Source organism: Halalkalibacillus sediminis, assembly GCF_002844535.1.
Taxonomy (GTDB): Bacteria; Bacillota; Bacilli; order Bacillales; family Alkalibacillaceae; genus Halalkalibacillus_A; species Halalkalibacillus_A sediminis.
Genome location: NZ_PJNH01000001.1, coordinates 639,020 through 650,530, shown reverse-complemented (window position 1 = coordinate 650,530; position 11,511 = coordinate 639,020). Strand labels below are relative to the sequence as shown.

The 11,511-nt window shown below is 37.6% G+C and carries 14 protein-coding genes and 1 other RNA gene; 12 read left to right on the top strand and 3 right to left on the bottom strand.

What is annotated here, in order from left to right; translation table 11 throughout:
• Window positions 1-36 precede the first annotated feature (36 nt).
• From CEY16_RS03425 to CEY16_RS03375, 11 genes are all read left to right on the top strand, one after another.
• Entirely contained in the window at window positions 37-387 is a 351-nt protein-coding gene (locus CEY16_RS03425; RefSeq protein ID WP_101330560.1) for a DUF1798 family protein, read from the top strand.
• A gap of 31 nt (window positions 388-418) precedes the next feature.
• Window positions 419-829, top strand: coding sequence for a cytidine deaminase (locus tag CEY16_RS03420; protein WP_101330559.1), 411 nt, complete (start codon window positions 419-421; stop codon window positions 827-829).
• Between the two features lie 72 nt (window positions 830-901).
• On the top strand, window positions 902-1,465 hold the full coding sequence (locus tag CEY16_RS03415) for an SLOG family protein (RefSeq protein WP_101330558.1): 564 nt from the start codon (window positions 902-904) through the stop codon (window positions 1,463-1,465).
• A 12-nt stretch (window positions 1,466-1,477) separates the two neighbouring features.
• Window positions 1,478-1,771, top strand: a complete 294-nt coding sequence (gene gpsB / locus CEY16_RS03410) for a cell division regulator GpsB (protein WP_101330557.1) — start codon at window positions 1,478-1,480, stop codon at window positions 1,769-1,771.
• Between the two features lie 65 nt (window positions 1,772-1,836).
• Window positions 1,837-2,211, top strand: an RNA gene (gene rnpB / locus CEY16_RS03405) — RNase P RNA component class B.
• 94 nt (window positions 2,212-2,305) lie between these two features.
• A complete protein-coding gene (locus CEY16_RS03400; RefSeq protein WP_238378747.1) occupies window positions 2,306-3,436 on the top strand; it encodes a THUMP domain-containing class I SAM-dependent RNA methyltransferase in 1,131 nt (376 codons plus the stop codon).
• Window positions 3,437-3,452: 16 nt separating this feature from the next.
• Window positions 3,453-4,952: a carboxypeptidase M32 gene (locus CEY16_RS03395; protein WP_101330556.1), complete on the top strand. Its 1,500-nt coding sequence runs from the start codon at window positions 3,453-3,455 to the stop codon at window positions 4,950-4,952.
• Between the two features lie 67 nt (window positions 4,953-5,019).
• Entirely contained in the window at window positions 5,020-5,799 is a 780-nt protein-coding gene (locus CEY16_RS03390; RefSeq protein ID WP_101330555.1) for an SDR family NAD(P)-dependent oxidoreductase, read from the top strand.
• Between the two features lie 58 nt (window positions 5,800-5,857).
• Complete coding sequence (locus tag CEY16_RS03385; RefSeq protein ID WP_101330554.1) at window positions 5,858-6,910, top strand: type III polyketide synthase; 1,053 nt, start codon at window positions 5,858-5,860, stop codon at window positions 6,908-6,910.
• Entirely contained in the window at window positions 6,911-7,435 is a 525-nt protein-coding gene (locus CEY16_RS03380) for an isoprenylcysteine carboxyl methyltransferase family protein (RefSeq protein ID WP_101330553.1), read from the top strand. It abuts the gene before it with no gap.
• On the top strand, window positions 7,432-8,265 hold the full coding sequence (locus tag CEY16_RS03375; RefSeq protein ID WP_101330552.1) for a sulfurtransferase: 834 nt from the start codon (window positions 7,432-7,434) through the stop codon (window positions 8,263-8,265). The genes CEY16_RS03380 and CEY16_RS03375 overlap by 4 nt, the downstream gene beginning before the upstream one ends.
• A 12-nt stretch (window positions 8,266-8,277) precedes the next feature.
• Here the strand turns inward: CEY16_RS03375 and CEY16_RS03370 are convergent, their stop codons facing one another.
• Together CEY16_RS03370 and CEY16_RS03365 are read right to left on the bottom strand one after the other, a co-directional pair.
• Window positions 8,278-8,955 carry a queuosine precursor transporter gene (locus CEY16_RS03370; protein WP_101330551.1) on the bottom strand — a complete coding sequence of 226 codons (678 nt, stop codon included), beginning with the start codon at window positions 8,953-8,955 and terminating at the stop codon, window positions 8,278-8,280.
• A gap of 174 nt (window positions 8,956-9,129) precedes the next feature.
• The gene (locus tag CEY16_RS03365; RefSeq protein WP_101330550.1) at window positions 9,130-9,330 is read right to left on the bottom strand and encodes a cold-shock protein; all 201 of its coding nucleotides are present in this window, start codon (window positions 9,328-9,330) and stop codon (window positions 9,130-9,132) included.
• A gap of 247 nt (window positions 9,331-9,577) precedes the next feature.
• Here CEY16_RS03365 and CEY16_RS03360 point away from each other — a divergent pair, with 247 nt between their 5' ends.
• Complete coding sequence (locus CEY16_RS03360; protein WP_101330549.1) at window positions 9,578-10,426, top strand: DUF72 domain-containing protein; 849 nt, start codon at window positions 9,578-9,580, stop codon at window positions 10,424-10,426.
• Here CEY16_RS03360 and CEY16_RS03355 read toward each other — a convergent pair.
• A complete protein-coding gene (locus CEY16_RS03355) occupies window positions 10,423-11,505 on the bottom strand; it encodes a C40 family peptidase (protein ID WP_101330548.1) in 1,083 nt (360 codons plus the stop codon). The two genes, CEY16_RS03360 and CEY16_RS03355, sit on opposite strands and share 4 nt — an antisense overlap.
• Between the last annotated feature and the right edge of the window lie 6 nt (window positions 11,506-11,511).

Genomic DNA, 11,511 nt, shown 5'->3' with positions numbered 1-11,511 from the left:
TCATGATACATTAGTAACGAAAGCTAGGTGAAATTAATGGAAGAATTTTTACGGCTGACTACTGAGTTGAAAAATAATATATTAGAGGACTCGATTGATAGATACTTGAACGGAAAGAAATACGATCGAAAGAACCACGATGACTTTGAAGAAATCAAGGAAATCACAATTCCACTATTTGAAAGAATAGAAAAGTGGGAAACTGATGCCCAATCGATTGTTCATCAAATCCCATTGTTCCCAAATCAAATAGAGAACACTAAAGATAATTTGGAGATTTTAATGCTTCATAGCTTCTTTCATGATGTACGAAAGAAACGTTTCATGGAATTATATCACTCGGTCCTATATAATTTAGATATTATACTCGATCAGACGAACAAATAGAGAAGAACAGGCATTACAAGGGGGAGCAACAATGAAGAGCGAAGAGCTAGTGTCGGCAGCGAAAGAAATGTTGGATCAAGCTTATGTACCTTATTCCAAATTTCCTGTAGGAGCAGTACTCTTAACAAAAAACGGTAAGTTATATAAAGGATGTAATATTGAAAACGCAGCCTATCCAGTTGCATGTTGTGCAGAAAGAGTAGCCATATTCAAAGCTATTTCTGAAGGGGAAAGGGAATTTGAAGCTTTGGCAGTTATAGCTAACACTAAAAGGCCCGTGCCACCATGTGGCTCATGCAGACAAGTGATGAGTGAGTTTTTCGATCAAGATATGAAAGTGATCATCAGTAATAAAGACATGGAAACACAAGAAACGAGTGTCCAAGAACTTTTACCATTTAGTTTTGATCCTCAAGATCTAATGGATGGTCAAGAAAAATAAAACCGCTTACCATTTTTGGTGAAATTCCCACAGAGCTAGTACTTACTAGCTCTTTTTTGGTATACTATACATATGGAAATAAAATCTTTGTATATTACTGGTTATAAACCACACGAATTGAATATATTTAGTGACGAGGATCAAAAAGTTCTTGTCATTAAAAATGCCATTAGAAAAAAACTAATTCAATTAATCGAAGAAGGTTTAGAGTGGATAGTTGTTTCAGGCCAAATGGGTATTGAAGCATGGGGCTTCGATGTCGTACAAGACTTGAAGAACGAATATCCTATTAAGATTGCCTTGATTCCACCATTTAAAGACCAAGAGAAGATATGGAAAGAAGATCGTCAAACTATTTACCGACAGATGTGTGATCAAGCTGATTTTTTCCAAGTGTTGACGAACAAACCATATGAGAGTCCGAAACAATATGTTATGAAAAATCGATGGATGATTGAAAAAACGGATGCTTGCCTAATGGTTTTTGAAGAGGAGTACGGGGGCTCACCAAAATATTTTTATGACTTAGTACGATCGTACCAAGAAATGAACCCCTACGAATTGATTGTTTTATCATCATTTGATTTAGAAGATATGGCACGGGAAATGACAGAAGAGAACGATGAATGGATATAGGAGGTTGTTAACTTGAAAAAATTGAACTATGACAGTCAGCAAATTTTAGATAAGGAATTTAAAACTTCTATGAGAGGGTACAACCAAGATGAAGTCGATGAGTTTCTAGATGTAGTCATACAAGATTATGAAACATTCCATGAGGAAATATCTAGGTTGAGTGAAGAAGTGGAGAGATTGAAGGCAGCTAAATCTACTTCTAGCTCTAGTAATGGTCAGGCGAGAAGTCAAGTGAACTATGATGTATTACAACGTCTTTCTAACTTAGAAAAGGCTGTTTTCGGGAGAAAATATTCCGACCAATAAATGACAAAGATTTTCATTCGAAAATATGCTATAATCATGAGTTCAGGCATAATTAGAATTTGGAAGTGTTGAAGTAATCGCTCTGGTTAACAGAGAGGAAAGTCCATGCTCACACAAGCTGAGATGCTTGTAGTGTTCGTGCTTGACGAAGTCATAAGTCAAGGTAGCCTTCGTTGGCTAACGGCAGGGAAAGAACCTAAGTCTTTTGATATGGTTCGATTACCTTTAATGTGCCACAGAGACGAAATTGACTCGGAAACGATCAATGTGGAACGCGGTAAACCCCACGAGTGAGCAACCCAAAATAAGGTAGGGGCACTTTCTGCAAGAAAATGAACTGTGCAGAAGGACAAGCTATTGCTTGTAGATAGATGATTACTACTGGCGTACGAGGTTGACCACCGTTTGTAGTACTAAAGTACAGAACATGGCTTACCAAACACTTCCAGGTCACTCTTTTTATGCCTTGTTTACATAATGTTATTATAGTTAACCTAAAGATATATTAATATAGTTTTGAAGGGATGACTTCAATTGACCTCTAAAGTTACATTAATCGCAACCGCAGCAATGGGACTAGAATCTATCGTAAAAGATGAAGTTAAAAGCTTAGGTTATTCCCAAATACAAACAGACAACGGAAAAGTACAGTTCGAAGCTGACCTATCAGGTATAGCTCGAACAAATCTTTGGCTCCGTACGGCAGATCGTGTCAAGTTACTCATGGGTGAATTTGATGCGTTTTCTTTTGAAGACTTATTTGAAGGGACAAAAGCTTTGCCGTGGGACCAATGGATACCTAGAGATGCATTTATACATGTAGTGGGTAAATCTCATAAATCAAAGCTTTATTCCGTCCCTGACTGCCAATCGATTGTCAAAAAGGCAATTGTATCAAAACTTCAAGAATCATACGGCATACGTGGGCGTCTTGAAGAAGACGGGGATAAATACAAAGTAGAGGTCGCTATTTTAAAAGATAAAGTGACACTGACTATTGACAGTTCAGGTACAGGCTTGCATAAGCGCGGCTATCGAGCGCATCAAGGCGATGCACCTTTGAAAGAAACTCTTGCTGCTGCTTTAGTCAAACTGACAAACTGGACACCAGAGCATGCATTTGTCGATCCTTTTACTGGTTCAGGTACAATTGCTATTGAAGCCGCTTTGATCGGTCAAAATATTGCTCCAGGATTCAACCGTGAATTTGACTCTGAAAACTGGGATTTGTTGCCGCGTAGTGTATGGGATCAAGCCTGGGAAGAAGCAGAAGATCTTGCTAATTATGATCAACCATTGAATATCCTTGGTTCCGATATTGACCATCGAGCGATTGAGATGGCAAAAGCAAATGCAATTGAAGCTGGTCTTGGTGATCTTATTGATTTTAAACAAATGCAAGTTCGAGACTTGCGTCCATCTGACGAAATTGGGTACCTAGTCGGTAACCCTCCATATGGTGAACGAATAGGGGATAAGAACGTAGTTGAACAAACCTATCGTGATCTAGGTAAAGTCATGAAGGATTACCCTAAATGGAGTGTATATATTATGACCGCTTACCCTTATTTTGAGAAATGTTATGGAGCTAAAGCCACGAAGAAACGCAAACTTTTCAACGGCTTCATTAAAACAGACTACCATCAATATTTCGGTAAAAAATAAAGTAGAGGTGTCTAACTTGGAAAAAAGCTATACAGAAATGGAACAAAACTTTTTGCAATTTTACAAACAAATAGAAGCATATGAAGAAGCAGCTGGCTTGATTGGCTGGGACCTTAGAACGAAAGCTCCTAAAAAAGGTGTAGCTCAGCGAACAGAAACATTATCATTCCTTGCTCAAAAAGTCCATGAGTTAAGCACTTCAGATGAAATGAAGAACTATATCGATCAGCTTAGAAACTCTGATAATAAAATTATCAAGGCATCCATTGATGAATGCGAAAAAGAATATAATAAATCAAGAAAAATTCCAATCAATGAGTTCACCGAGTACGTCCAATTAACTTCTACTGCAGAATCGGTGTGGGAAGAGGCAAGAGAGAACAATGACTTCGAAACTTTCCGTCCTTACCTTGAGAAAATTGTTGATTTCAACATCCGCTTCGCAGAGTATTGGGGATATAAAGATAACCGCTATGATGCGTTGCTTGATAATTACGAACCTGGTGTCACAGTAGAGACACTCGATAAAGTATTTCCGGAATTAAGAAATAACCTCACAAATCTTTTAGACAAAGTCAATCAATCAGAAGACAAGCCAGATCCGAATTTGATTTTGTCTCATTTTCCAAAAGATCAGCAAGAAAAATTCTCCCTTAAAGTGTTAGAACAGATGGGATACGATTTTGACGCTGGACGGTTGGATGAGACGGTTCACCCATTTGCTACAGGACTCAACCCTAATGATGTCCGAGTAACAACTCGTTACGACGAACAAGACTTTCGAATGGCTGTTTTCGGTACCATTCATGAAGGGGGTCACGCCTTATATGAACAAGGCTTTGATCCTGAACTGTACCGTACACCAGTATGTAATGCTACTTCTATGGGCATCCATGAATCCCAATCTTTATTCTGGGAGAATTTTGTTGGTAGAAGCAAAGCTTTTTGGGATAAGAATTACGATTTATTCTTAGAACATGCTCCAGAAAGCTTCAAGAATATCGACAAAAACCAATTTTATCGTTCAATCAATGAAGTTAAGCCAGGCTTTATTAGAATAGAAGCTGATGAAATGACGTATGCCCTGCATATTATGATTCGTTATGAATTAGAAAAAGGTTTGATCAATCAAGAAATTGAAGTAAAAGATCTACCTGAACTTTGGAATCAGAAGATGAAAGATTATTTAGGAATTGAGCCAAAGAATGATTCAGATGGAGTTTTACAAGATGTGCATTGGTCTAGCGGAGGTTTTGGATATTTCCCATCCTACGCACTTGGCTATATGTACGGAGCTCAATTAGAGCAGTCGATGCGTAAAACACTTGATCTAGAAGAAGTTATTCATTCTGGTGATCTGTCTCCAATCAAAAACTGGTTGAATGACAACATTCACCGTCATGGAAGTATGAAACAACCATTAAACTTATTACAAGACGTTACTGGGGAAGGATTGAACCCAGAATATCTTGTTAAATATCTAGATCAAAAATACAATAAAATTTATAATTGGTAACAAAAATAATGAGCTATTCTTTTCCTAGGGAAGGATAGCTTTATTCGTATTTGAGAGGAGAATAATTATGGAATCTTATTTGCCATCATTTGATTTAAAAGGAAAAACAGCACTCATTACTGGAGCAACAAAAGGAATTGGACGCGCAATTACGATTGCTTATGCTGAGGCGGGAGCTAATTTAGTCATCGTATCTCGTTCTGAAGAGGACTTGAGTAACTTAAAAACACAAATACAGAATGATTATCAAGTTAAAGTAGTATATGTAGCATCATCTGTTACAGATATTTCTAATATAACTTCCAAGCTGGACATGATGAAAGAAACAATGCCGATTGATATATTGGTCAACAATGCTGGAATGAACATACGAAGTGAGGCTCTCAATGTTACTGAGGAAGAATGGTCTCAAATCATTGATACTAATATGAAAAGCGCCTTATTTCTATCACAATATGTAGCTAGAAATTTAAAAGAAAGAGGAGCAAAAGGGAAAATTATTTCTATCTCATCTGTTGGAGGGGTGACCGCCTTAAGAACCGGAGTGGTTTATGCCATGACAAAGGCTGCTCTTATTCAGATGACGAAGACGTTATCTCTTGAGTGGGGGAAATATGGTATTAATGTGAACGCGATTGGACCGTGGTATTTCCCGACTGCCCTAACAGAGGAATTATTAAAAAATGAACAGTATGTCCAAGATATTGTTGATCGTACACCACTTGAAAGAATAGGAAAGCTTGAAGAAATCGCTGGTCCGGCAGTGTTTTTGGCTTCAGATGCAAGTAACTACATGACTGGACAAGCTTTGATGGTCGATGGTGGAATGACCATTTACGGTTTCTAAAATAGTATAATATCCATTATTTAAGTACACGATAAAAGAAAAAAGGAAGTTTTGTCCCTTGTCATTCATTTATCGTGTGGGTACGGCTATACCACCTCATACAATCCATCAAACTGAGGCTAAGAAGTTTATACAATCAAATATTGCAGAAAGAAGACTCGAGAAATATGTAACAGTCTTTGACCAAGCTGAAATCACTTCAAGATATTTCGTCGTTCCACAAGAGTGGTTTGAGCAGCCACATTCTTTTTCTGAACGAAATGAATTGTTTGAATCAAAAGGAATTGATTTGGCAAGCAAAGCAGTTGATCGATGTCTAAACTCAGCATCAATGGATCATAGTGAAATAGATGCCCTTTTTACAGTTACTAGTACGGGCATCCTAACACCCTCACTTGATGTACACCTGATGAATAGGTGCTCTTTTAACGAAAATATTGTTAGGGTCCCTATGTTTGGGTTGGGTTGTGCAGGAGGAGCAGTCGGATTAGCGAGGGTTAACGACTATTTAAAGGCACATCCTACTGAAGCTGTTATTTTAGTGTGTGTAGAGCTTTCTTCTGTAGCATTTCATATCGATGAGTTAAACAGTACTAATATTGTTGGAGCAGCTCTTTTCGGCGATGGGGCTGCAGCTGTTCTATTATTAGGTGATGAGCATCCACTAAGTACTGGTGGATTTAAGATGACTGAAGCCAGTTCAAGAACAAAAAGAGAATCTATGGACATAATGGGCTGGGATGTCCAGGATGATGGTTTTCATGTCATTTTTTCAAAAAAGATTCCAAGTTTGATCAAGACATTTTGGAAAGACCATTCAGACAACTTTTTAACCGATAATAAGATTACATTACAAGAAATAGATTCGTTCATCCTCCATCCAGGTGGAAAGAAAGTACTGGAGGAAATCAGTAAATGCATACTGGAAGAACATTCATTAGAACATTCATTTAATATCTTAAAGAATTTTGGCAATATGTCATCCCCGACTGTCCTCTTCGTACTTTTAGAAAAAATGCAGCAAGAGAATCTTGAATCTGGTACAAAACACATTCTGGGTGCTTTAGGGCCTGGTTTTCATTCACAACTTATACTAATGGAGTATGTATAAATGTTAATCTGGATATTATTTTATCTAATTTTATTGAGAGTCGGGGAGCTCATCGTCGCTAAATCTAATGAACGTTTCCAGTTGCAACGAGGCGGGATTTTGATTCCTGACCCCTGGTACCCTTTAATTGTTATGACTCATGTCTTTTTTTTCATCTTCTTGATAGCTGAGTGGTTGTACATGGGTGAAGGGTTGTTTAGTTCACCATCATTAATATTGGGCTTTACGTTTATATTTTTACAGATTTTGCGTTTTTGGACACTTTTAACCCTAGGAAGAAGGTGGAATACAAAGGTAATTATCCGACCTTCTGAACCACTCGTTCAAAAAGGCCCATTTAAGTGGATCAGCCATCCGAACTACTGGATCGTCTTCGGTGAATTCATTGTAATACCACTAATGTTTGGAGCATATATCACAGCAATAATCTTTCCAATCGCCCACATATTGTTGATGACGAAAAGAATACCTTTAGAGGAGAAATCTTTGAATTTTGATCAAGTAAGAAAAGGGGAGAGTATATGATTATTAGTACTAAAGAAGCTTTTAATTGGTTGGAAAAAGGGGATGTTATATTCGTTGATTGTCGGTTCTCTCTTCAAGATCCGACTACAGGACGGAAGGCTTATGAAGAGGAGCATATACCAGGTTCTGTTTACTTTGATCTAGAAGAGGATTTAAGTGGGGAAGTAGGAGCGACAGGAGGTAGACATCCTTTACCTGACCTAAATGAATTTACCATTAAGTTAGGGGAAAGGGGAATTACGAAGAATACAACGATCATTGTTTATGACGAAAACCTTGCGTTTGCTTCCAGATTCTTTTGGATGATGAAACTTATTGGCCATAAGAATATTTATTTGTTAGATGGCGGATGGAAGGCATGGTTAGAAGAAGATATGCCACTATCCTCAAAGGCACAAAGTAAAGAAGTTATAAACTACGGTGCTGTCCAAATCGATGAATCAATGATAGCAAAACAAGAAGAAGTCAAATCGAAGAAGGAAAACGAGCAAGTAAAACTTCTCGATTCTCGTAATTTTGAACGGTATGCAGGCCATAAAGAGCCGATCGACCGAAAAGCAGGTCATATTCCGAACGCCTTGAATTATGATTGGACTCATGTGAAGAAAGATGATGGCACATTAAAATCTGAAGAAGAACTTAAGCATCACTTCTCTGATTTAAAAGATGCTAGTGACATCATTGTGTACTGTGGTTCAGGGGTAACAGCTGCACCTAACGTGATATCCTTGTGGCTCGCAGGCTTCAGGAACGTAAAATTATATGTAGGTAGTTTCAGCGATTGGATCACAAACGACTCCAATGAAGTTGCGACGATACAAAAAAACTAGCTCAGTAGTGAGCTAGTTTTTCATTCGTTTTGCGATATACATAAACGGTGTGTCAAATGCAGATACAATGAATTTTATTAAATAGGTTGAAATAAATATTTGTAGCCAAATTTCAATATCGTTGAGAAGTAATCCCCAAAAAGCTATGACACAAAAGATTGATGTATCAAGTAATTGGCTCAACATCGAACTTCCATTGTTCCTCAGCCATAAATATTTATCAGACGAAAACTTTTGTTTCAGTTTAGAGAAAATCCATACGTCTGCGTTTTGACTCACGATATAAGCTAATAGACTTCCTATTGCTACCTGAGGTACCAAGTCAAACAAAGTCTTTAATGATTCATTAACCATATCACTTTCTGCAGGTTGGAATCGTAATGCGATCTGCATAATGATCGTCATTGATAAAAGTGTATAAAAACCTACCCATACAGCTTTTCGCGCTTCCTTTTTACCGTATTTCTCATTGATAATATCTGTAGCCAAAAAGATGGTTCCATATAAGATGTTTCCTAGAGTAGCAGTTACTCCAAAAAGTTCTACCATCTTAAGCACTTGAATGTTTGCAACAACTGTAGACATCCCGATCCACACGAGCAAACCACTTTTGCCAAACAATCGATAAATCCCTAAAAGCATCAGGAAATTAACGATCGCAAATAATACCCAAAGTATTTCATTATTCATTTGTTCCACTCTCCTTAGTTTTGATGTCGCAGGATTTTGCGAACTGCGTTTGACACAACATGAACATCTTATAAGAAATGAGTTCGGAACGCAACAAAAATTTTTATTTTCGTAAAAGACTCCAAAACAAAATACGGCAGCCACTTATTAGTGACTGCCGAAAAGGTAGATCATTTATTTTTTAGTAACGTTAGAAGCTTGAGGTCCACGATCGCCTTCAACGATTTCGAACTCAACTTCTTGACCTTCGTCTAATGATTTGAATCCTTCTTCGTCAATAGCTGAATAGTGTACGAATACATCGTCTCCACCTTCAACTTGAATGAAACCATAACCTTTTTCTGCGTTAAACCATTTTACTACGCCGTTTTGCATCTTAAAAAAGCCTCCTAAAAACTTTCACCCGCAGGTGTTTATTCACAATAAAAAATGAGAAGAAATTAAAAAAAGTAACTCGAATAGAAATGAAGGACCACAAAAAATTCAATCTTCACTTCTAAAGAAGTTACCCGATTTCATTATGATACTTCACATCTTTATTGCACTTCCAGTATACTTAATACAAGCTGTAGCGTCAAGCCAGACACAATAATCGTTGAATTTTAAATAAGGAGAAACTTCTATGATACGTATTGGATTAACTGGATGGGGAGATCACCCGGCAATTCATTCACTGGAAAAGTCCACAAGAAATAAATTGGCTACTTACGCCTCTCACTTTCCAACTGTAGAAGTGGATAGCGCTTTTTATTCCATCATTTCGCCACATCAGTACTCAAAATGGATAGAGCAGACTCCAAGCACATTTACTTTCGTAGTTAAAGCATTTCAAGCTTTTACAGGTCATGATAGAAAAACCTACACTAGAAAAGAAATAAAGGAAATGATCAAAAATTATAAAGATGGAATTCAACCTTTGATTGATAAGAATCAACTTCAGTGTTTACTATTTCAATTTCCACCATGGTTTGATGCTTCTAAGGCACATGTTCAGAAGCTCAAATTTTTAAGGCAGCAATTTGAAGGCTATCCATTAGCACTTGAATTCAGAAACCGTTCGTGGTTCGAAGGTAATTTAGAGCATGAGACGTTAAGATTCATGTATGATTATCAGTGGATTCATTCCATTTGTGATGAACCACAAGCAGGTAAAGGATCTGTTCCAATTATTAATACTACAACCCATCCAGATCAAGCTATTATTAGGTTCCACGGCAGAAATGTTCATGGTTGGAATAACAATGGTCAATCAAATTGGAGAAGTGTCCGTTTTCTATACAATTACTCTGAAAATGAATTAAAAGAGTGGTGTACGAGAATACACCACCTTGAAAAAGAAGTTAATGATATAACCATTCTGTTTAACAACAATTCGGGAGGGGATGCATATCATAATGCTAAGCAATTAATTGACTTATTAGACATAGAATATGATCAACTTAACCCGAAGCAAATTGGTTTATTTGACTAATTCAATGTTCTTGAGCCTAAATAACGTGAACTCCAATATGATTCGTTTAAATTACTGATCGTGACACCAGTACTTGTTCCAGCATGGATAAACTGGCCATTTCCTAAATAAATTCCTGCGTGAGATGGGCCGGGTTTATACGTTTCAAAAAAGACCAGGTTTCCTACACTTGGTGCTGATACTGCTGATGTAGCGTTCCATATGTCACTCACTGTCCTTGGTATAGAGATCCCGTGTTGTTTGTAAACGAATTGAAGATACCCGCTACAATCAAAGCCACTAGTTGTAGTTCCTCCCCATACATAAGGTACACCAACTAGGTTTCTTGCCGTTCCAACCACACTAGTGTCAGCCGTTGTAGAAGCGACCTGTTGAATTTCAGATTTTTCTTCTTCAGTCTCTTCTTCCTCAACTTCTTCAGTTTCTTCTTCTTTTTGCTCTTCGACAACAGTGGGCTCAACTGTATCATTATGAGTTGAAGCTTCCGGCTCGTGGGTTTCTTGCTCTTGTGGTTTGTTTTCCGCAATTGTAACCACGGGCTGCAGATTTTCAAGAGATAAGTCCAATTTAAAAATGTCGTTCATTCTTTCCAATCCACGCTTCGTCTTAGGACCGACAATCCCGTCAATTTCTGCTTGATAAACTCCGAAATACGCTAACGATCTCTGTATGCTCTTTGCTTCAGGTGATTTCGTCCCGAGCTTCAGGTTTTCAGCATAAGATTCGATTTGATTTATATGGTAATCTTTTTCAACTTCTTCGATTTTTAGAATTGTGCTCTCATTTGTCACCCCGGTTTCTTTCAAGCCATAATGCTTCTGAAAACGAAGTACAGCATGTTGGGTCATCACATCATATTCTTCATCAACTTCACCAGAATAGTATTGGATGAATTTCAGCTTCTCTTTTAGGTGTATTACTGATTCATGATGGTCGCCATATTTCATTTGTTTTAATTCTATAAGTTGAGTTTTTGCTTCTGCATCGACTGGGACAGAAAAAGCTAGAGGAGAGCTTAATGCTAAACTTCCGGCCATCGTACTCAGCAAAAATGGTCTTACTGTTTTCTTTCGTCGCATAGTAAT